This is a genomic window from Pseudochrobactrum sp. sp1633 (genome assembly GCF_030376605.1).
GTDB lineage: Bacteria > Pseudomonadota > Alphaproteobacteria > Rhizobiales > Rhizobiaceae > Pseudochrobactrum.
Window position 1 is genome coordinate 101,610 of record NZ_JARRAE010000006.1, and the last position, 20,601, is coordinate 122,210.

Here is a 20,601-nt window from a genome sequence, read left to right on the forward strand (position 1 = left end):
CAGTCTCAATCTTCACCGCGCATAACAACTATAAATACACGCGGGAAGTGCAGCAGCACTTTGCCATCCACTGTCAGCGGATAATTCTCAGCCAGCCGCTCGGTATATTCCTCCAGATAATCCCGCTGCTCTTCTTCATTCAGCGGATTTAAAAACGGACGCAGGCCGGTGCTTTTCACCCATTCTGTGATCGCAGCATGGCCCTCAAGCGGGTGATTATAAATCGTGTGCCAGATATCAATATGGGATGCGAGCGGTATCAGAGCATCATAATAAGCATTCACACTCGGCATTGGCGGACGTGAAGCCTTATTGAGCCGTTCAATCCAGCGACTGTCTTTTGCCACTTGCCGCATCATACGGTGCGATGGTTCATTCCAGTTATCCGGCATTTGCACGGCCAGCACGGCACCGGGTTTCAGGCTTTTCAACAGACGCTGTAGCTGAACAGTATGATCCGGCACCCACTGAAACACCGCATTGGAGAACAGCAGATCAACATCTGCATCCGGCTGCCATTGCGTTGCATCGCTTAAATAAAACGACACATCAGGCAAACGCACCTGCGCCTTCTCAATCATATCCGGTGATGTATCAAACCCTGACAGCTTCGCCTGCGGCCAGCGTCTTTTCAACGCTTCCGTTGAGTTGCCGGGGCCACAACCAATATCAACAATGCTCTGAGGGTTTTCGAGCGGAATACGGGCGATGAGATCATTAACCGGTCTTGTGCGCTCATCCTCAAATTTCAGATATTGCTGTGCTGACCAGTCTTTCATCACCATTCTCCTCTGCATTGCCTGCAGAGCAATCTATAGAAGTGATGCGTTTTGCCAAGCACTTTACAAACAAAAACGCTCCCCTTTCGGAGAGCGTTTTGATTACTTCAACTCGCAGGCAATTTCTGTAGGCAAAACTTGCAGGCAGTGGCGAAAATGGTGATTTCCGAGAACCGGAGCGCAACGTACTGTTCGTACGTGAGCACCGGAAGTCGAGAAAAGTGCCATTTGCAGCCCTGCAGGCGACTTTTGAACCAGAAATTTTAGCGTGTGAGCGGCTTGTAGGTCACCCGTTTTGGATTGACGCTTTCAGGCCCCAGACGACGAACCTTGTCTGCTTCGTAATCCTCGAAGTTACCTTCGAACCACTCAACATGGCTGTCGCCTTCAAAAGCCAGAATATGCGTGGCCAGACGATCGAGGAACATACGATCATGCGAGATGATAACAGCGCAACCGGCGTATTTTTCCAGCGCATCTTCAAGCGCCGCCAGTGTTTCCGTATCCAGATCGTTGGTCGGTTCATCGAGCAGCAGCACGTTTCCGCCTGCCTGCAACATCTTGGCAAGATGCACGCGGTTGCGCTGACCGCCGGATAGATTGCCGACTTTAGCCTGCTGATCGCCGCCCTTGAAGTTGAACGCACCGCAATAAGCGCGGGAGTTCATTTCAAATTTGCCGAGCTTGATAATGTCGTTACCACCGGAAATTTCTTCCCAAACATTCTTGTTCGGGTCGAGATGATCACGGCTCTGGTCAACATAACCGAGCTTCACGGTTTCACCGACTCGCACGCTACCGGAATCCGGCTGTTCCTGACCGGTGATCATCTTAAACAGTGTCGATTTACCGGCGCCGTTCGGACCAATAACACCAACGATACCGCCCGGAGGCAATTTGAATGTCAGGTCATCGATCAGCAAACGATCGCCAAAGGATTTGGACAGGCCTTCAACTTCGATAACCACCTGACCAAGACGCTCACCCGCAGGAATGAGAATCTGCGCATCGCCCGGACGCTGATTTTCAGCCGCTTCAACAAGCTTGTCATAGGCTTTAATACGGGCTTTCGACTTGGACTGACGTGCCTTAGGGCTTGCTGCAATCCACTGGCGTTCACGCTCAAGCGCCTTCTGACGGGAATCGTCTTCACGGCCTTCCTGAATCATGCGCTTAGCTTTGGCTTCCAGATAGGCAGAATAGTTGCCTTCATAAGGAATACCACGACCGCGGTCGAGTTCGAGAATCCAGCCGGTCACATTGTCGAGGAAGTAGCGATCATGCGTGATGAGCAGCACAGCGCCCTTATATTCACGCAGGTGCTTTTCCAGCCATGCAGTGGTTTCAGCATCCAAATGGTTGGTCGGTTCGTCGAGCAGCAGCAGATCTGGCTTGGAGAGCAGCAGTTTGCAAAGTGCAACGCGGCGGCGCTCACCACCGGAAAGCGTGGTTACATCAGCATCGGCAGGCGGGCAGCGCAGAGCTTCCATCGCCATTTCAACCTGGCTTTCCAGATCCCACAGATTCTGGCTGTCGATAACATCCTGAAGTGCCGCACCTTCGTCAGCAGTTTCATCAGAATAGTTCATCATCAGCTCATTATAACGGTCAAGAATGGCCTGTTTGTCAGCCACACCTTCCATCACATTGCCGAAAACAGTCTTTTCAGGATCAAGATGCGGTTCCTGAGCCAGATAGCCACAGGTCGCACCATCGGCGAGCCATGCTTCACCGGTAAACTCTTTATCGAGACCAGCCATAATCTTGAGGATTGTCGATTTACCGGCGCCGTTAGGGCCGAGAATACCGATTTTCGCATCAGGATAAAATGACAGGTGCAGATTTTCGAGAATCTTCTTTGTGCCGTAGTTTTTATTCAAACCGGCCATATGATAAATAAATTGACGTGCCATTGGGTGGCTGTTCTCCGAGAATTTGAGCCCGTAATGTGTGGGAATTCGCTTTGATGCGCTATTTAGGCTAAATATTGCGCAGGGGCAATGCCAGAACAGAGGCGAAGCAGGCGCGATACGCATCTTCCCCCTGTTTAACCTCTGAGGGTCTGAATAAAAAAGCGGCAGACGCAAGCGAAAATGACGATTTTTGAGCATCCGAACGGAGCGTACATATTGTACGTGAGTACGGAAGCGGAAAAAATTGCCATTTGCAGCCAAGTCGGGCGACTTTTGGATCAGACTCTGAATAGCTGATTATTATTACAAGTAGAGTTTCCGCACTCCCGAAACAAGGTTTCACAATGCCGTTTGATAATCCTGAAATCCTGTTAAGCCCGAGCGGTGCCAAACTGGCATTGCGCTTTCAACCTGCCAGCAAACCCGCGACAGGTATTGTTCAAATCAGCCACGGCTTGGCGGAACATGCTGCCCGTTATCAGGAATTTGCGCATCATCTGGCAGAGCACGGATTTCACGTTTATGCCCATGATCATCGCGGCCACGGGTTGACCCAAGCACCCGATGCTCCGATCGGTCAATTTGCAGTAAAAGACGGTGATGAGAAAGTTCTTCAGGATTTAGGTTTTGTTGAAAAGACAATCCGTGAAAGACACGGCCAACTGCCGCTCATTCTTTTCGGTCATTCTATGGGCGGTCTGGTAACTCTTGCTGCTTTGTGCGGAAGGTTTTGCAAGCCGGATGCCGCTGCCATATGCAACTCCAACTTTGCAGGCGCACTGAACCAGACACTGGCCTTCACATTACTCAAAGCCGAGCGTATGTTTCTCGGCTCCGATGTGCCCAGCAATTTTCTGCCAAGCATGACCTTCCGCACATGGGCGAAGCAGGTGGAGAATTACCAGACGCAATTTGACTGGCTGTCCCATGATGCAGCAGAAGTTGCGCTTTATAATAATGACCCGCTTTGTGGCTTTGCCCCGTCAGTCAGTATGTGGATCGACGTTTTCCGCTTCATGCGTCGCTGCAACAATCCGGCACCACAACAAGCGATCCCGTTGCATTTACCGCTTTATCTACAGGGCGGCGGGCAAGATCCTTCAACCGAAGGTGGTAAATCCCTGCTTGCACTGGAGAAAAGACTGACGGCTTCCGGCTTCAGCAATATCACCACCCAGATTTATCCTGAGATGCGCCATGAAAGTCTGCATGAAACGGATCGTGCGCGTTTCATGCAGGACTTTACGTCATGGGCTTTAAAGGTAATTACCTGACAGGTTTTAGGCTAACCACTTGTCATAATCAGACACCAACAAATGCAGCGGTGGCACGTCATCTTCCACATCGGAGAAGCGACCGATCGGCTCGCGGAAAATATTATCCGTCAAATCGTCATTGACTGTTGAAACCTCACCAATCAGCACGTCTCCGCCCTCACCCCAGAAAGCATGCCAGTTGCCGGGCATTAGAGTCACGCTCTCACCCGGATCAAGCTTCAGCAACCCGCCGGCGGAAAATCGCTTGATGCGCCCGTCACAGGCAACAACCACGTCGCTTTTATCGTCAATCGAGCCATCCGGATTGGAGTTGAACATTTCCAGTACCAGTTTGGCGCCGCCGCGATTGATAATATCCTCCGCTTTCACCACATGGCGATGCATCGGCGACAGCTGGTTTTCACGCGAGATCATGATTTTTTCTGCATAGAGCATGCCGGTGCCTTTTTGCAGGTCCTCGGCCTGTCCGTTGCGCACGGTAAACAGAAACAGCCCCATCTCGTCAAAACGACCCTGCCCGTAATCGGTAATATCCCAGCCGAGACGCGCATTGCGGATTGCTGCACTGTCATCTTTCACGCGGGTACGCATGTCTTCCGGCGCCCAATAGGCAAAAGGCGGCATAACAAAACCAAAAGACCGGATGAAGCGGTCGCTTTCACGGATAATTTCATTAATTTCCGAGCGTTTCATGAATGTTTTCCTCCACCGGTCATCCGTTTGATATGGGTCTTATTTGCGCAACAGAAAAGCACGGCGCACTTTGCCTGACCAGCCCCCTTCGGTCATAAAATATTGCCACCTGTCAATTTCCCGTTGCGGCGCTTTGGCGTGTCGTCTTTACGCGAAGCACATGTCGTTTTCGTATGCGCGTCCGCCATTTTTCAGTGCTTGAATACGGGTAATCAGAGCAAGTTTTTAGAGAGTTATTCTGAGACTTAACGCCTGTTGTCAAACTTAATACCCATACGGGATCAGACCTCCGCATGTCGCACATGAGCTACGCTCCGCTGGCGCTGCAGGATAAGTCAGGCACCCCCGATGAACAACGCTATGCGAGGCATATCATGGACGTCCGCAATCAGATGCTGAGTGACTTGTTGGGGCGCGACCCGAATTTCAGTCTCGGACAGAAATTCTACACGGATCCTGACTATTACAAACTGGATCTTGAACATATCTGGTATCGTGAGTGGGTGTTTGTCGGTCATGATTGTGAACTGCCGAAAGCCGGCAGCTACATCACAGTACAGATCGGCGACTATCCGGTGATTGTCGTGCGCGACAGTCAGGGCGGCATCCGCGCTTTTCACAATACTTGTCGCCATCGCGGCTCACGTATTTGCACCGCTGAAAAGGGCACAACCGCGCGCCTTGTTTGCCCGTATCATCAGTGGACTTATGATCTGGACGGTAAATTACTGTTTGCCCGTCAGGTCGGGCCGGATTTCAAACCGGCGGATTTCGGCCTGAAAACCGTGCATTGCGAAACTGTCGCCGGTTACATTTATATATGTGTCGCGGATGAAGCACCGGATTTCAATGCCTTCCGCGCTACAGTTGAGCCATATCTGGCACCACATCAGATCAAAGACGCGAAAGTCGCCTTTGAAAGCACGATCATTGAAAAAGGCAACTGGAAGCTCGTCTGGGAAAACAATCGCGAGTGCTATCACTGCGCAGCAAACCATCCGGAACTCTGCCGCACTTATCCTGAAGCGCCGAGCGCCACTGGTGTGCAGGGCATGATGGAAGATGAGGAAACCAACCAGCTATGGAAACGTTGCGAAGACACCGGTCTGCCTGCAAAATTCAACATGTCGGAAAACGGCCAGTATCGTATTGCCCGTATCCCGCTGCTGCGTGATGCCGAGAGCTATACAATGTCGGGTAAACCGGCCGTAGCAAAAGGCCTGAGTGCCGAGGTAACAGCCTCAAAGATCGGCGCCATGTTGCTGTTCAACTATCCGTCCACATGGAACCATGTGATGATCGACCATGCGATTTCCTTCCGCGTGCTGCCGATCAGCGCTGAGGAAACGATGGTCACCACCAAATGGATGGTCAACAAAGATGCAGTTGAAGGCGTTGATTACAACCTCGAAGAACTGACGCATGTCTGGATCGAGACCAATGATCAGGATCGCCGGATTGTGGAGGAAAATGCCCGCGGCATCCGCTCACCAGCCTACCAGCCTGGGCCTTATTCCGTGGAACATGAAGGCGGCGTCATGCAGTTCATTGAATGGTACGGCAATTTCATCACACCGCGCCTGCAAGGTGAAGTTGCAAAACTGAGCCGTGTCGCCTGACAACAGATCACAATAACTCAGAGCACAGCGAAAACTGTGTTGTGCTCTGAGAAGCAGCAATGACAAGGCAGGTTCAGCATGAATGCTTCCTCAAATAAAGAGCAGCAATAATGAAATATCTTGATGAAATGCTGCCGTGGAATGACAGGCTTCAGGTTCTTGAATGCGATGCGGCGATTGAGGAAGCGCCGGATGTCATGACCTTTTCGTTCCGCACGCCGGAAAATAATCACTGGTTCCGCTATATGCCGGGTCAGTTCATCACCATTGAAATTCCGGTCGGCGCAGAAAGTGGTGCCGATCCGGTGATGCGCACCTACACACTATCCTCCACTCCGTCACGCCCCTATTCCGTGTCTATCACGATCAAAGCACAGGCAGGCAGTATCGGCACCCGCTGGATGCTGGATAATATGCGTCCGGGCATGCAGCTCAAAGCCTTCGGCCCTGCGGGTGATTTTTCGCTCGTTTCGCATCCGGGCAAGAAATACCTCTTCATCTCGGCAGGCTCCGGCATCACACCGATGATGTCGATGACGCGCTTTCTTTATGATACGCAACCGGCAAGCGATGTGGTTTTTCTCAATTGCGCACGCTCACCGGACGAAATCATTTTCCGCAAAGAGCTGGAAATGCTGGCCAGCCGCATGGATAACCTGCGCCTGCAGCTCGTGGTGGAGCGCTCCATTGCCCGCAATGTCTGGAGCGGTGTGCACGGACGCATCAGCCACAGTATTATTGATATTTCCGCACCTGATTTCAAAGACCGCATGGTCTTTTGCTGCGGGCCCGAACCATTTATGCGTGCCGTGCGTGACATGCTTGAAGCAAATGGCTTCAACATGGAGCATTATCATCAGGAAAGCTTTCAGCCTGCCTCGGAAGCACCGGCCATACCGGTGCCTGCCGCACTTAAAGCTGCAGATGGTGAAGCCGGTACTGAAGCGCCAAGCGTCATCTTCACGCTTTCCGGCATGGAAGTTCAATGCAGCCCCACAGATACCGTTCTTCTTGCGGCACGTAACGGTGGGTTGAAAATACCGAGCGCCTGTGAATTTGGTGTTTGCGGTACTTGCAAAGTCAAATGTCTCAGCGGTGAAACCATTATGAACCATAATGGCGGCATCCGCGATGATGAGATTGAAGAAGGCTATATTCTCGCCTGCTGCTCCCATCCTGTTGGTCGCGTGGAAATTGAGATCTGATCGCAAAGTCCTTGACCTTACCTTTGCTTTTCGGCACTGATCTGAGCCAGATGCGAGAGCTACGGGAGGGCAGCGTGCCAAAACAGAACCAAAACAACAGCGCCTTAATCGTTATCGATATCCAGAATGATTTTTGTCCGGGCGGCGCTTTGGCTGTTGCAGATGGTGACAGTATCGTTGCCGGTGTTAATCAGGAAATTGAGCGCTTTGACCATGTTATCCTGACACAGGACTGGCACCCTGCAGGTCATTCCAGCTTTGCATCATCCCATGCTGATCGCATGCCTTATGAAATGATTACAATGCCTTATGGCAAGCAAACCCTGTGGCCGGATCACTGTATACAAGGCAGCCACGGCGCAGAGTTTCATGAGCAGCTTCAATGGACAAAAGCCGAGCTGATAATCCGCAAGGGCTATCGCACAGCCATCGACAGTTATTCCGCTTTCTTTGAAAATGACCATATGACCCCGACAGGCCTCGGCGGTTATTTGCGGGAACGCGGAATAAAAGACATAACGCTGGCTGGTCTTGCCACCGATTTTTGTGTCGCCTATTCGGCGCTGGATGCCATAGCTCAGGGGTTCAAGGTTACTGTGCTACCTGATCTCAGTCGTGCGATTGATATGGGCGGCTCCTTACAAACAATGATGAGCCAGATGCGCAATGCAGGCGTGAGTTTCCGCTGAAACAGCACTGAACTTTAAAACACGAGGAAAGGCAGCGCTCGACGGCTGCCTTTTTTGCTTTATATAAGCGCACTAATCCCCCGCCTCATTATGCAGAACAGAAAGCCACACCGTGATTGAGAAAAAAGACGTTGTAATTATCGGTGCAGGTGCTGCCGGAATGATGTGCGCTATTCGGGCGGGCGAACGGGGTCGCTCGGTCGTATTGATCGATCATGCGAAAACGCCTGGCGATAAAATTCGTATTTCCGGCGGCGGACGGTGCAACTTCACCAATATTCACGCGACTGCCAAAAACTATCTTTCAGCCAATCCGCATTTTTGCAAATCCGCGCTGGCACGCTACACGCCGCAGGATTTCATAAACATGGTCGACCGCTACGGCATCAGCTGGCATGAAAAGACATTGGGGCAGCTCTTCTGCGACAACAGCGCCAAAGACATTATCAATATGCTGCGCACAGAAATGCAGCAAGCCAATGTGCGGCTGGATCTTGGCACCACAATTTCAGATATCAGCAAGACAACGGATGGCTTTGTCATCTCAACCAGCAATGGTAAGATCGAGGCGAAGTCGCTGGTAATCGCCACAGGCGGCAAATCAATTCCAAAAATGGGCGCTACAGGCTTTGCCTATCAGGTAGCCAATCAATTCGGGCACAGCCTGATTGAAACCCGCCCCGGCCTTGTACCGCTTACGCTTGAGCCAAATCTTTTAGAGCAAATCAGCCCGTTGTCGGGAATCGCAGTCGATGCAGAGCTCAAACATGGCAAAACGCGGTTCCGCGAAGCGCTGCTTTTTACCCATCGCGGTATGAGCGGACCTGCGATTCTGCAGATTTCATCCTACTGGCGTGAGGGCGATGAGGTCGTTTTGACCATTGAACCGGACTTTGACTTCCTTGAATTGTTAAAAAATGCACGAAAAACGAATGGCAAACAGTCTGTCCAGACTGCCCTTGCAGAAAAGCTTCCCCGTCGTTTGGCACAGTTTTTCACGGAAAAGACACAATTGAACAGGCCTCTGGCTGATTTGTCTGACAAGGTTTTGACAAGTTTCGTTGCCTCATTTCAGGATTGGCACATCAAACCGGCAGGTTCGGAAGGGTATCGCACAGCGGAAGTAACCCTCGGCGGCATCAACACGAATGAACTCGACTCAAAGACAATGGAGTCGAAGAATATGCAAGGCCTTTATTTCATTGGAGAATGTGTTGACGTAACCGGCTGGCTGGGCGGATTTAACTTCCAATGGGCATGGGCATCAGGCCACAGCGCGGGTCTGGCTGCATGATATTATTGTGAAGAAATACACAATATCGTGAGCGGCGCGCATAATACAATGTGGCCGAAAGGTGTCAAGACGATCACATTTACTTTAAGTCGATAGAAGCTTGCTGTTGTATTTTTGTGACAGACATTTTGATGGGCATATTTTATGTTCCTAATGAAACCTAAAAGGAGTTCATCAAATGAAATATACTACTCTGGCAGCTGCTCTGCTCCTCTCCTCCACGAGCGCTTTCGCAGCCGATGCTATCGTTTACAACGAACCAGCTCCTGTTGTTGTAGCTGACACTTTCTCATGGACAGGCGGCTATATCGGTCTTAACGCCGGTTATGCAGGCGGCAAGTTCAAATACAACGATTACGCTGGCAACTCCGCTAAAGACAATGCAAGCGGTTTCCTCGGTGGTGTTCAGGCCGGTTACAACTGGCAGTTTGATCAGGCCATCGTTGGTATCGAAACCGACTTCCAGGGCGGCAATCTGAAATCCGATGCAGAAGTGTCCTTCAATGGCCAGACTGCCGGTGCAGAAGCTAAAGTTAACTGGTTTGGTACAACCCGCGTTCGTCTTGGTTACACACCAGTTGACCGCTTCATGGTTTATGCAACCGGTGGTGTGGCTTACGGTAAAGTTAAAGCCTCTGCCTTTGATGGCGTGAACAGCTACTCCCAGTCCGACACTAAAGTTGGCTACACTGTAGGTGCCGGTGCAGAATACGCTGTGACAAACAACGTAACTCTGAAGACCGAATACCTCTACACCGACCTCGGCAAGCTGAAGCTGGATGATGCAGCTGGCGTTCGTTTCGGCGAAGTTAAGACTCCATTCCACACAGTACGCGTTGGTGTGAACTACAAGTTCTAATCCATCACTACGGACGAAAAGAAAGCCCCGGATTTCCGGGGCTTTTTTTGTTTATTCAAATACATATATAAAAACAAAGAGGCCCGTTTGCCGCATACGCTTCAGGCAGCTTACAATTGACTACCCCTGCGCACGTTTTATGTCTATTTATCATGCGGCGTGATCAGATATCCTGCCCTGCTTTGGTCACATCACTTAGACGAACATAGCGAGCAGAAACATTCTGACACGACTATCGGGAGAGACATGATCAAAACCTGCTTAGCCCTCATTCTGGCGTTCAGCCTGTTTCCGTCTTCGCTGCATGCCGCGCCTGTTGCAGAAGTCATCGCCGAAATGGCAGGAAAATGCTGGAAGCTGCCGGAAAAGACAGACTATCAGAAAGCTCGCGCTGTTTTTGAGGTGACGTATGATGCCAATGGTGAATTGACCGAGATCATCACGGTTGAATATCAGCCGGTGCGTGAGGCAGGAAAAATCTTTGCACTCAGCGCCCAGCAGGCTCTGTTTGATTGCGCCAATAAAACAGAAATAAAATCCAGAACCATACGCGTTGTTATGAATTACACCGCCCCCAGATCAGGCGGCGATCTGAATATGAAAAAGCGCTGAAATTACATTGCAAGTCCGCTCAAGCAGACAATCACACCAACAAGCCAAGTTCTTTCTGACGTTTTTTGGATAGCCCCTGCGCAACCAGATGATGAGATTCCCTGATATAATCCTTCAGCTCATTATCACTTAAACCAGGCGCAGCATAATGCTGTATCCACTTCATACCGCGCGAGGCAAGATAAGGCGCCGGACGCAACCCCGCCTGCTCCTGAAGCATTTCAAAAGCAATATGGCTGACTTTAAAACTGAAACTCGGTTCGTCCTTATGCCAGCCACCAATGACAAACACCTTACCGCCGACCTTCCAGACATGCGACCCGCCCCACTGCACAACATGTGTGGTAGCAGGCAATGAAGCGCAAAATGCATTGTATTCTTCATAAATCATAGCTACTCACCATATCAAAAAACATCTGCACAGATCAGAGATAATATCTTACTGTTTTTAAACACCAAGATGTTAAACTACGCACTCCCGTCCTTTTCACCATTTAAGAAGCATCCGACATTTATGGCTAGTGAATTATCAAACCTAGAATCCGCAACAAAATATCTTTCACCCACCGACAAAGACCGTTTCTTCAAAATTAAGCGCGACATGGAAGCATCCGGCGCTTCAAGAAAAAGCATTGAGGAGCGCTTACGCGCCTTTCTATGGGACGTCGTTGAATCCGATGATGATGAAGATGAGGAAGACGTTCTTTAACCAAGAGCCGTCTCCGTGAAACCAGCCATGAGCTCGGCTGTAACTCTTATAATATTAGCTTTGCTTCACGGCAGCAGCAAAGCTCTGGGGAAAGTTGTTTCGGGAGCAGATGTCTCTGAAATACTAATCAGCTTCACCGGAACCATACTTATCGGCACTGCAGCAACATGGACTGTGGTCTGGATTATTTTAAGATTGCTCCAGAAGCAGGAACTCACAATCACAGTGACCAACTGGATTTTAGCAGCAGCAACAATCACCAGCTTTGCGCTGGCAATAATGCACATATACTAACGCTAACAAATACAAGTGAGGATGGTGGGCCCGGAGGGACTCGAACCCCCAACCAAGCGGTTATGAGCCGCCGGCTCTGACCAATTGAGCTACAGGCCCACACAACTCCGATCTACCTGAATCGAAACATGATCGCAAGACTATCTCGCTTATGAGCTAAAACATTATCAATCAGTGTTTAATCACATGACGGATATTCGCCGCGATGCAGCACATCCTTATGTAAAACAACATGTTTTTACAATTCAACCGCTGACAGCGTATTCCTCAGCCCTGCAAAAACTTCAGGCTGCGAATCTGTTTGATTCACAGCCTGACATGAAATCAGTTCAACCGGATCAATACCGATTAACGCAAGATCGGGCAACCACGGGCTTTTCCAAAAAGCACACTCACCGGACGGCCGTGGCGATAACCCGAAACGCGGATTGTCGAACGGTTGCTATGCACGCGTGCGCCACGGATACCCATGCGCGATGCTTTGGAAACTGCATTACGTGGTGTGCAGGCATAACGGTTCGGGCGGTAATGCGGGCGGTTATAATGACCATGACGATGGTTCACCTGCACCACAGGCGCACCTGTTGTCGCCACTCCGCTGACTGCGAGTGACACCACAGGCGATGCGGCCTGTGCCGATGCACCGGCCGAGAAAACACCCGCGAGACCAATCAGGCCGGAAACAATTGCTGCTTTCATTGAGAAACCCGACATAGCATCCTCCTTGGATAATTCTTTTGCTTATTGCGATATCCAATAATTAGCAGGCTATTTCTGAATGCAGCAGCAATCAATCATTCATTTGCAGTTCATAAAACCGTTTCTTGTTGATGCAGCAGCTTATTAATCAATGAAACTGGTCATATGCTTTAAATATGCTTCCTCGTCAGGCAGTTCATGGTCATAGACTGTGATTTTGCCGCGTACAGAAATACCTGCTTCATGCACCGTTTCTTTTGAACCGGAAACAAGCGGATGCCACCAATCCAGATCCCTGCCCTCAGACACACGGCGATAGCCGCAAGTCTCAGGCAACCAGCGCACGGTCTCAATGATTTCCGGTGTCAGGAACACACAATCCGGCACGGTTTTTCTGCGGTTCGGATAGTCCGAGCACTGGCAGCTTGTGCCATCAAGCAGCGTACAGGCAACGCTGGTGCCGTAAATTTCATCGGTATCATCATCCTGCAATTTATGCAGACAGCACTGGCCGCAGCCATCGCACAGACTTTCCCATTCCTGCTTGTTCAGTTCACGCAGCGTTTTGGTCTGCCAGAATGGTTTCTTCATAACGTCCTCACCTTCCAGCAGCATTTTAGCAAATTTACAGCGGCCGGATAAATCAATTTCAAAATAAAAGGCCCGGTAAACCGGGCCTTTGTATGTGACGATATCTGAATATAAAAACGTCAGGCCTCGACGAAAATGATGATTTTTGAGTAACGGAGCGGAGCGTACATAAAGTACGTGAGCACCGGATACGGAGAAAATCGCCATTTGCAGGCAGGACTGGCGCTTTTAGATCAGATATTCAGCGGAACAAGCCTTCGCCCTGTTCATCAATAATCTGGCGGGCTTTGATGAGGGTAATATTCACCGCGTCATCCATCGTAGCAAAACGATCTGCGCGGATGAATTTATGTTCTTTCATCTCGCCGTCAATTTCCTTGCGGATCAGGCCACAGGTCTGAAACTGTCCGGCTTCAGGAAACGGTGTTGCCAGAATGACAAAACCTTTATGCTCACTGCTGACCGGCTCGGCCTGAGCCTTACTGCCTGCTGCGTCCGAAGAACCAAGACCGAAAAGACGTTTAAGAAAAGACATTCTATCCCCTAGAACATTTAACGCCCGCGACAATGCGGCAGTTAAAAGAATTTAGAGCGAGCCCAGCGGCTAATATTAAACACAACACGCTCTAACAAAATGCCGCCACCACAGGGATGACGGCATTTTTTTGTGCTTTTAGCTATCCAAGAACGAACGCAGCTTGCGTGAGCGGCTCGGATGCTTGAGCTTACGCAGTGCTTTCGCCTCGATCTGACGGATACGCTCACGGGTAACCGAGAACTGCTGACCAACTTCTTCCAGCGTGTGGTCGGTGTTCATACCGATACCAAAACGCATACGCAGAACACGTTCTTCACGCGGGGTCAACGATGCCAGAACACGGGTTGTGGTATCACGCAGGTTTGCCTGAATGGCTGCATCAATCGGCAGCAGCGCATTCTTATCTTCAATGAAGTCGCCCAGATGTGAATCTTCTTCATCACCCACCGGCGTTTCAAGGGAGATAGGCTCCTTGGCGATTTTCAGAACCTTGCGCACTTTTTCAAGAGGCATAGCCAGCTTTTCAGCCAGTTCTTCCGGTGTCGGTTCACGGCCGATTTCATGCAGCATCTGGCGCGATGTGCGAACGATCTTGTTGATCGTTTCGATCATATGCACCGGAATACGGATGGTACGTGCCTGATCCGCGATAGAACGGGTAATCGCCTGTCGGATCCACCATGTCGCATAGGTCGAGAACTTATAACCACGGCGATATTCGAACTTATCAACCGCCTTCATCAGGCCGATATTGCCTTCCTGAATAAGATCAAGGAACTGCAGACCACGGTTGGTATATTTCTTGGCGATAGAAATCACGAGACGCAGGTTTGCTTCAACCATTTCTTTCTTGGCAATGGTTGCTTCGCGCTCGCCCTTCTGCACCTGATTAACGATGCGGCGGAATTCACCAATCGAAATCGCGGTTTCAGTAGCCAGGTTCTGGATTTCCGAACGCAGATTTTCAATGCCGCGTTTTTCCTTGGCAACAAAGTCCTTCCAGCCACGGGCTGTCAGGGTTGCAAGACGGTCAGTCCAGTTCGGGTCAAGTTCATTGCCCTGATATTCTTTGAGGAACTCTTCGCGGCGCACGCCGAAAGATTCCGCCAGACGCAGGAGCTTACCTTCGTTCTGAACAAGACGCTTGTTAATGTCGTAGAGCTGCTCAACCAGCGATTCAATACGATTCTGGTTCAGCGACAGAGACTTAACAGCCTTAATCAGCTGATCTTTCAGTTCCTTGTAGCGGCGCTCCTGAGAGGTCGACAATTCACCGGCAGCGGCCAGACGGCCTTCAACCTGCTGATCCTGCAATTTACGCAGTTTCTTATAGGTATCAGCGATCAGATCGAGGGTTTCCATGACCTGAGGACGCAATTCAGCTTCCATCGCAGCAAGCGACAGATTGGCTTCATCGTCTTCATCCTCGTCATATTCTTCCTGAATTTCACCACCGACATTGGTGATATCATCGTCATCGCGTGAGCGACGGCCGCCCTTGTCATCACGTACAGGCTGCTCTTCCACACGCTCGATCACCGGCGCCTGCTTGGCTTCCGGTCCGGCATATGTGGTTTCAAGATCAATGATTTCGCGCAGCAAAATCTGCTGGTCATTCAGCGCTTCACGCCAGATGATCAAAGCCTGAAATGTCAGCGGGCTTTCGCAAAGCCCGGCGATCATGGTTTCGCGGCCAGCTTCGATACGCTTGGCAATCGCGATTTCGCCTTCACGCGACAGGAGTTCAACCGAACCCATTTCACGCAAATACATACGCACCGGATCATCGGTACGGTCTGTCGGCTCTTTTTTGGTTGTTGTTGTCGCCAGAGCGGTGCCACCGGCTTCTACCAGATCACCGCCGCTTTCTTCGCTGTCATCGTCGCGCTCTTCAGCGTCAGCATCCTGCTCGTCGTCTTCAACAACATTGATGCCCATATCGGACAGCATCGACATCGTATCTTCGATTTGCTCGGATGTTACTTCTTCCGAAGGCAGCACGGCATTCAGCTCGTCCATCGTGACATAGCCACGCTTCTTGGCGAGCTTGATCATTTTCTTGACAGCGTCGTCCGAAAGGTCGAGAAGCGGCCCATCGGTCGCGCCTTCGCGCTCGACTTCAGCTTCTTCGTTTTCCTTTGCCTTCGTTGCCATATTATTTATCTCCAGACGATCAGTTCGTTTTGTCCATCGGGCAGAATGAACAACAAAACGAGCGATTCGCGTTATGCCCCGTGACTATCGATAATACCGGCAATAGCGCTTTCACGTTAAAACCGGATTAACCGTGTTCACTGCCAGCTGCGGCAAATAAAACAGCGGTTTTCAAATTTCATGTTTACAGCGCCTGAACAGCCCCGTATTTATCTTGTACCGGCAATGAATTGCCTTGAAGTCATGTCTGTGGTCGCCTTTTCAGCGGCCGACAATCTTGCACTGATACAATTAAAGAATGCGACTCATATGATTCGCCTGAAAAAAGCGAATCATTTATGCGGATTCGCGACAGTGTGACGCCGGTTAAGCACTAAAGAGTGCAATTTCTGACATATATCGGGTTAAATCACCCTTGTTTTGAGATTTTAGCGGTCATCTGCTCAGTTTCAGAAACCGCCCGGAGGACGACCTGAAGACTGGCCGAAACCTTCAATAAGCGCTTCGGTTGCATCGGCCTTGCGAATTTCACTTTGAATATCAATCAAACGTGCAAAAACTTCGTCGGATGCCTCAGCAGAAAGAGCCTCCTCTACTGCTCTTAGTTCCTTATGTAGTGTCCGCGCGCGCAGTTGCAAGTGCATCGCCTGTTTGAGTGCAGCACGGGCATCATCTTCTGCTGCCAGCAATGTAGCAGGCCACAGACGTGCACGACGCACAACAAGCTCCAGCTCCTCAAGCAGCTCTGAAAAACCGTTTTCATTGAGCATCTTGCGCATGGTCTTGCCATCGTCTGCAAGATGACTGGCCATCACATCAAGCACAGCAGCATGAAGCGCCGTCAGCCCCGAATGGGAAAGCTCCAGCGTTGCCACCGTTTCAAAATTCTCATCAATCAGCGGCGGGTGATTAATCAGCGTCAGAACAATCGTAGCCTCGCGCAGACTTGGTGCTGATGCACCGCCCTTCACAATTGCAGAACGGGTAAGACTCTCCGAGGCTTTTGTTGAAACAGCATTACCAAACCCACCGCCCCCGAAGCCACCACCTTTACCGCGCTGCGGCTGGAAATTGCCTTTACCGCCAAAGCCGCCAGCCCGCTTATCAGCATTTTGCCGTCCCCATTTAGGACCGAAAAAGCTCTGCGATTTTTCACGCATATGCTGGCTATAATAATGTTTAACGCTCTCATCTTTGATGCGCGCCACATGTGTGCGAAGCCGCGCATCAAGCTCTGCGCGGCGTTCCGGCGTTTCAAAATTGCCACCGGCGGTCTCACGCATCCAAAGCATTTCCGCCAGCGGCTTGGCATCCTGCAACACGACACGAAACGCGGAAGCGCCCTGCTCTTTGACCAGATCGTCGGGGTCTTTACCCTCAGGCAGCAAAGCAAAAGCCAGCGATTTTCCGGGTTGCAAATTCGGCAGGCCTGTATCTACCGCACGATGTGCAGCGCGCAATCCCGCCTGATCGCCGTCAAAACACAAAACCGGCTCAGGGCTGATACGCCAGAGCAGTGCCATCTGCTCCTCGGTCAATGCCGTACCGAGTGGCGCCACAACCTCGTTGAAACCAGCCTGCGCCAGCGCAATCACGTCCATATAGCCTTCAACGGCAATGACCGGCTTGGCTTCTTCACCATGTTGTGCCTGACAGGCACGGCGCGCGCGCACCATATTGTAAAGCACGCGCCCTTTATGAAACAGCTCCGTTTCAGGCGAGTTAAGATATTTGGCAGGCGCATCGGGCGACATTGCACGACCGCCAAAGGCGATCACACGATTACGGCTGTCTGTAATCGGGAACATGATGCGGTCGCGGAAACGATCATAGGACACCGCAATACCCTCGCCATGCACCACCATACCGCAGGCTTCAATCTGATCACGGGTAGCGCCTTTGGACGCCAGATATTCTTTGAGAATATTGCGCCCTTCCGGCGCATAGCCGATACGGAATTCCGCTTGCGTCTGCGCATTCAGGCCACGGTCGCGCAAATAAGACCGTGCTTTTGCGCCGACCGACGCCTGCAACTGATCTTCAAAAAATCCGGCAGCCAGTTCCATCACATCATAGAGCGTGCCGCGCTTTTCTTCGCGCTTTTGCTGCTCGGCATCCATAACCGGCATTGGCACACCGGCCATATCGGCGATGCGCGTTACTGCCTCAGGAAAACTCAGGCCTTCCAGCTCGGTGAGAAAACGAAAATGATCACCGGTCACACCACAACCGAAACAGTGATAACGGCCTTTGCGATCCTCGCAGTGAAAGCTCGGACTTTTTTCACCATGAAAAGGGCAGCAGGCCCAGAAATCCCCCTTGGACGCATTGGTTTTTTTGCGATCAAAACTCACGCGTGTCCCGATCACAGACGATATCGGAACGCGGTCGCGGATTTCATCAAGGAAGGATGGGGGAAAACGCATACGTCTCTAAATTCTCTCTCAACTGTCTTGCTATTGCCGCTCTCCAAAATGAGAGCTGACAGATTTAGCCTGCTTACCTCATAACATGTAATTCTGAAAAGCGCGCCTGCAACCCGCATCTATCCCCGCTAACCACACAGAGTTTCATCTTTACCTATAAGCGGACAGAACTGTTGTCATAATCAGGGCTTATCATCCTATCTGATAGTACCGCAATAATATCTTACAGCACCTGAAAACGCGGAACTTTGTATTAGTCGGCTAATTGTCATAAATTTGTCATAAAAACTTTAAATACCGTCTATTAGGGGTAAAATTCCTCTTCCAAATTAAGCATAATGTGCCTAGATTGATTAGCCAGTGCATGATTTTCGCACTGCACTTTATCCGTCCCGATCATTCCATCACATCACCGCAGCAATGCGTTGCAGGCACGAGCAGGAACGGACTATCCGGAGAACAATCCGGGGAATAACCAAGGATGAATTAATCATCCGGAAATAAAAAGGAATACGCATTTGAATGGTTCAGTCGTCCTCCTGCATCTTGCAGGGGCAGTCGCGCTGCTGTTATGGGCAACACGGATGGTACGGTCAGGCGTTGAGAGCGCTTATGGTGACCGCTTACGCCGACGACTGCGCAAATATATGCAAAAACCTGTTCTCGCAGTCAGCTTTGGCATTTTACTGGCTGTATCCCTTCAAAGCTCCACCGCTGTTACCCTGCTTGTCGGCTCCTTTGTCGGCGCGGGCTTTGTCAGCGGCGTAGCAGGCCTTATGGCCGTGCGCGGCGGCGAGCTCGGCTCTGCCCTTGTCGTTAAAATCCTGAGCTATGACCTGACTTTGCTGGTGCCTTTGGCGCTCGTTGCAGGCACTTTCATTTCTATGTCCTCCGAGCGGTTGTTCTGGCGGCAAAATGGTAAAATTCTGGTCGGTATCGGCCTGCTTATTCTTTCGCTTGAACTTACAGGCGAAGCGACGACACCTTTGCGCGACAGTCAACTGCTGCCGGTGATCGTCAATTATCTGGCGAGTGATCCGGTTACCACCTATCTGCTTGCAGCGCTGATGACATGGCTATTCCATTCCTCGATTGCTGCAATCATCCTGCTCACATCTTTCGCGTCACGCGGCCTCATTCAGCCTGATCTGGCTGTGGTGATGGTGCTTGGCGTTAATCTTGGTTCATCCATCATTGCGCCGCTGCTCACACGCAATGCTCCGCCGGAAACCCGCGTTGTGCCATTGGGCAATCTGATGATGCGCGGCGCAGGCTCGCTGGTCATTCTGATCCTGTTCCTGACGTTTAAACCACCTGTAGCGTTTCTCGGATCAGACCCTGTCAGTCAGGTTGTGAATGCGCATATCCTGTTCAACACGATCATTCTGGTGGCGGGTATTCCGCTTTCAAGTCTGATCCTGCGTGCCACAGAAGCACTGGTCAACCTCAAGGCCAAACCGGAAGCCCCTGCCGAGACAGTCTTCACGCAGGAAATCAGCGCGCTGGATATAAGTGTGATCAACTCCCCGCCTCTGGCGCTCGGTAACGCAACGCGCGAAGTTGTGCGCACCTGCGAAACCGTTGATGTGATGCTGCGCCGGATTATGGATCTTTATGAAAAACCGGATCAGGTCGGCATCAACGAACTGGCAAAGCTGGATGATCGTCTGGATGCACGCCACGCCGCTATCAAGCTTTATCTGGCAAAGCTCGCAACTAAGAGCCTTACCGAAGACGAGGCTCTGCGCACGCAGGAGCTTCTCGGTGCCTGCGTGAAGCTTGAACAGGTCGGCGATATTATTGTGCGCAATATGCTCGCCCATGTGCAGAAGAAAATGGATCGCAAACTGGAGTTCACCGAAGAAGGCTGGGATGAGCTGACCGAATTCCACGCAATGGTCGTTTCCAACGCACATCTGGCCTTTAACGTGCTGGTATCGCGCGACAGCTATACGGCGCGCCAGCTTGTGCATGAAAAAGATCATCTGCGTGATATGGAAAAGCGCACAAGCGAAATGCATTTCCAGCGCCTGCGTGAAGGCACTGTGCGCAGTGTTGAAACCAGCTCGATCCATCTGGATACGATCCGCGACCTCAAGCAGATCAACTCATTGCTGGCTTCTATGGCCTATCCGGTACTGGAAGAAAAAGGCATGCTCGGCGGCACACGCCTGAAAGCAGTGACAGAAAGCTAAACCAGCGCTCAAACAAAAAAAGCCCGCGAATATCGCGGGCTTTTTCATTTCTTCA

At 50.9% G+C, this 20,601-nt stretch carries 19 protein-coding genes and 1 tRNA gene; 10 read left to right on the top strand and 10 right to left on the bottom strand.

Going from position 1 to position 20,601, the window contains the following annotated elements:
• Nucleotides 1-5: 5 nt before the first annotated feature.
• Together tam and ettA are read right to left on the bottom strand one after the other, a co-directional pair.
• A complete protein-coding gene (gene tam / locus P8H26_RS08710; protein WP_289632547.1) occupies nt 6-779 on the bottom strand; it encodes a trans-aconitate 2-methyltransferase in 774 nt (257 codons plus the stop codon).
• A gap of 263 nt (nt 780-1,042) precedes the next feature.
• Complete coding sequence (gene ettA / locus P8H26_RS08715) at nt 1,043-2,692, bottom strand: energy-dependent translational throttle protein EttA (RefSeq protein ID WP_289632548.1); 1,650 nt, start codon at nt 2,690-2,692, stop codon at nt 1,043-1,045.
• 344 nt (nt 2,693-3,036) lie between these two features.
• Between ettA and P8H26_RS08720 the strand changes: the two genes are divergently transcribed.
• Complete coding sequence (locus tag P8H26_RS08720) at nt 3,037-3,966, top strand: alpha/beta fold hydrolase (RefSeq protein WP_289632549.1); 930 nt, start codon at nt 3,037-3,039, stop codon at nt 3,964-3,966.
• Between the two features lie 6 nt (nt 3,967-3,972).
• Here P8H26_RS08720 and P8H26_RS08725 read toward each other — a convergent pair whose 3' ends face one another.
• On the bottom strand, nt 3,973-4,662 hold the full coding sequence (locus P8H26_RS08725) for a D-lyxose/D-mannose family sugar isomerase (RefSeq protein ID WP_289632550.1): 690 nt from the start codon (nt 4,660-4,662) through the stop codon (nt 3,973-3,975).
• 374 nt (nt 4,663-5,036) lie between these two features.
• Here P8H26_RS08725 and P8H26_RS08730 point away from each other — a divergent pair, with 374 nt between their 5' ends.
• From P8H26_RS08730 to P8H26_RS08755, 6 genes are all read left to right on the top strand, one after another.
• Nucleotides 5,037-6,281 carry an SRPBCC family protein gene (locus P8H26_RS08730; RefSeq protein WP_289632690.1) on the top strand — a complete coding sequence of 415 codons (1,245 nt, stop codon included), beginning with the start codon at nt 5,037-5,039 and terminating at the stop codon, nt 6,279-6,281.
• Nucleotides 6,282-6,391: 110 nt separating this feature from the next.
• The gene (locus P8H26_RS08735; RefSeq protein WP_289632551.1) at nt 6,392-7,486 is read left to right on the top strand and encodes a hybrid-cluster NAD(P)-dependent oxidoreductase; all 1,095 of its coding nucleotides are present in this window, start codon (nt 6,392-6,394) and stop codon (nt 7,484-7,486) included.
• A 74-nt stretch (nt 7,487-7,560) separates the two neighbouring features.
• Nucleotides 7,561-8,175, top strand: coding sequence for a bifunctional nicotinamidase/pyrazinamidase (pncA, locus tag P8H26_RS08740; protein WP_289632552.1), 615 nt, complete (start codon nt 7,561-7,563; stop codon nt 8,173-8,175).
• A 112-nt stretch (nt 8,176-8,287) separates the two neighbouring features.
• Nucleotides 8,288-9,469, top strand: a complete 1,182-nt coding sequence (locus P8H26_RS08745) for an NAD(P)/FAD-dependent oxidoreductase (protein WP_289632553.1) — start codon at nt 8,288-8,290, stop codon at nt 9,467-9,469.
• A 178-nt stretch (nt 9,470-9,647) separates the two neighbouring features.
• A complete protein-coding gene (locus P8H26_RS08750) occupies nt 9,648-10,328 on the top strand; it encodes an outer membrane protein (protein ID WP_289632554.1) in 681 nt (226 codons plus the stop codon).
• 246 nt (nt 10,329-10,574) lie between these two features.
• The gene (locus tag P8H26_RS08755) at nt 10,575-10,940 is read left to right on the top strand and encodes a hypothetical protein (RefSeq protein WP_289632555.1); all 366 of its coding nucleotides are present in this window, start codon (nt 10,575-10,577) and stop codon (nt 10,938-10,940) included.
• 31 nt (nt 10,941-10,971) lie between these two features.
• On the opposite strand, the gene P8H26_RS08760 is transcribed toward P8H26_RS08755, so the two are convergent.
• Nucleotides 10,972-11,331 carry an MmcQ/YjbR family DNA-binding protein gene (locus P8H26_RS08760; protein ID WP_289632556.1) on the bottom strand — a complete coding sequence of 120 codons (360 nt, stop codon included), beginning with the start codon at nt 11,329-11,331 and terminating at the stop codon, nt 10,972-10,974.
• Between the two features lie 123 nt (nt 11,332-11,454).
• Here P8H26_RS08760 and P8H26_RS08765 point away from each other — a divergent pair, with 123 nt between their 5' ends.
• Nucleotides 11,455-11,649 carry a hypothetical protein gene (locus P8H26_RS08765; RefSeq protein WP_289632557.1) on the top strand — a complete coding sequence of 65 codons (195 nt, stop codon included), beginning with the start codon at nt 11,455-11,457 and terminating at the stop codon, nt 11,647-11,649.
• A 27-nt stretch (nt 11,650-11,676) separates the two neighbouring features.
• On the top strand, nt 11,677-11,943 hold the full coding sequence (locus P8H26_RS08770; protein ID WP_289632558.1) for a hypothetical protein: 267 nt from the start codon (nt 11,677-11,679) through the stop codon (nt 11,941-11,943).
• Between the two features lie 22 nt (nt 11,944-11,965).
• On the opposite strand, the gene P8H26_RS08775 is transcribed toward P8H26_RS08770, so the two are convergent.
• The 6 genes from P8H26_RS08775 to dnaG all read right to left on the bottom strand — a co-directional run bounded on the left by P8H26_RS08775 (nt 11,966) and on the right by dnaG (nt 18,351).
• Nucleotides 11,966-12,042: transfer RNA gene (locus P8H26_RS08775), tRNA-Ile, on the bottom strand.
• 249 nt (nt 12,043-12,291) lie between these two features.
• Complete coding sequence (locus tag P8H26_RS08780; protein ID WP_289632559.1) at nt 12,292-12,657, bottom strand: antifreeze protein; 366 nt, start codon at nt 12,655-12,657, stop codon at nt 12,292-12,294.
• Between the two features lie 129 nt (nt 12,658-12,786).
• Nucleotides 12,787-13,233, bottom strand: a complete 447-nt coding sequence (locus P8H26_RS08785; RefSeq protein ID WP_374708264.1) for a YcgN family cysteine cluster protein — start codon at nt 13,231-13,233, stop codon at nt 12,787-12,789.
• 241 nt (nt 13,234-13,474) lie between these two features.
• Nucleotides 13,475-13,768: an HlyU family transcriptional regulator gene (locus P8H26_RS08790; RefSeq protein ID WP_289632561.1), complete on the bottom strand. Its 294-nt coding sequence runs from the start codon at nt 13,766-13,768 to the stop codon at nt 13,475-13,477.
• Nucleotides 13,769-13,906: 138 nt separating this feature from the next.
• Entirely contained in the window at nt 13,907-15,925 is a 2,019-nt protein-coding gene (gene rpoD, locus P8H26_RS08795; RefSeq protein ID WP_289632562.1) for an RNA polymerase sigma factor RpoD, read from the bottom strand.
• Between the two features lie 449 nt (nt 15,926-16,374).
• On the bottom strand, nt 16,375-18,351 hold the full coding sequence (gene dnaG / locus P8H26_RS08800) for a DNA primase (RefSeq protein WP_289632563.1): 1,977 nt from the start codon (nt 18,349-18,351) through the stop codon (nt 16,375-16,377).
• Nucleotides 18,352-18,869: 518 nt separating this feature from the next.
• Here dnaG and P8H26_RS08805 point away from each other — a divergent pair.
• Entirely contained in the window at nt 18,870-20,546 is a 1,677-nt protein-coding gene (locus P8H26_RS08805) for a Na/Pi cotransporter family protein (RefSeq protein ID WP_289632564.1), read from the top strand.
• Nucleotides 20,547-20,601: the final 55 nt, after the last annotated feature.

Excerpts from the sequence above, each read along its gene's own strand:
- tam (WP_289632547.1), bottom strand. The coding sequence starts at position 779 with ATGAAAGACTGGTCAGCACAGCAATATCTGAAATTTGAGGATGAGCGC.
- ettA (WP_289632548.1), bottom strand. The coding sequence starts at position 2,692 with ATGGCACGTCAATTTATTTATCATATGGCCGGTTTGAATAAAAACTAC.
- P8H26_RS08720 (WP_289632549.1), top strand. The coding sequence starts at position 3,037 with ATGCCGTTTGATAATCCTGAAATCCTGTTAAGCCCGAGCGGTGCCAAA.
- P8H26_RS08725 (WP_289632550.1), bottom strand. The coding sequence starts at position 4,662 with ATGAAACGCTCGGAAATTAATGAAATTATCCGTGAAAGCGACCGCTTC.
- P8H26_RS08730 (WP_289632690.1), top strand. The coding sequence starts at position 5,037 with ATGGACGTCCGCAATCAGATGCTGAGTGACTTGTTGGGGCGCGACCCG.
- P8H26_RS08735 (WP_289632551.1), top strand. The coding sequence starts at position 6,392 with ATGAAATATCTTGATGAAATGCTGCCGTGGAATGACAGGCTTCAGGTT.
- P8H26_RS08750 (WP_289632554.1), top strand. The coding sequence starts at position 9,648 with ATGAAATATACTACTCTGGCAGCTGCTCTGCTCCTCTCCTCCACGAGC.
- P8H26_RS08755 (WP_289632555.1), top strand. The coding sequence starts at position 10,575 with ATGATCAAAACCTGCTTAGCCCTCATTCTGGCGTTCAGCCTGTTTCCG.
- P8H26_RS08760 (WP_289632556.1), bottom strand. The coding sequence starts at position 11,331 with ATGATTTATGAAGAATACAATGCATTTTGCGCTTCATTGCCTGCTACC.
- P8H26_RS08765 (WP_289632557.1), top strand. The coding sequence starts at position 11,455 with ATGGCTAGTGAATTATCAAACCTAGAATCCGCAACAAAATATCTTTCA.
- P8H26_RS08770 (WP_289632558.1), top strand. The coding sequence starts at position 11,677 with ATGAGCTCGGCTGTAACTCTTATAATATTAGCTTTGCTTCACGGCAGC.
- P8H26_RS08780 (WP_289632559.1), bottom strand. The coding sequence starts at position 12,657 with ATGTCGGGTTTCTCAATGAAAGCAGCAATTGTTTCCGGCCTGATTGGT.
- P8H26_RS08785 (WP_374708264.1), bottom strand. The coding sequence starts at position 13,233 with ATGAAGAAACCATTCTGGCAGACCAAAACGCTGCGTGAACTGAACAAG.
- P8H26_RS08790 (WP_289632561.1), bottom strand. The coding sequence starts at position 13,768 with ATGTCTTTTCTTAAACGTCTTTTCGGTCTTGGTTCTTCGGACGCAGCA.
- rpoD (WP_289632562.1), bottom strand. The coding sequence starts at position 15,925 with ATGGCAACGAAGGCAAAGGAAAACGAAGAAGCTGAAGTCGAGCGCGAA.
- dnaG (WP_289632563.1), bottom strand. The coding sequence starts at position 18,351 with ATGCGTTTTCCCCCATCCTTCCTTGATGAAATCCGCGACCGCGTTCCG.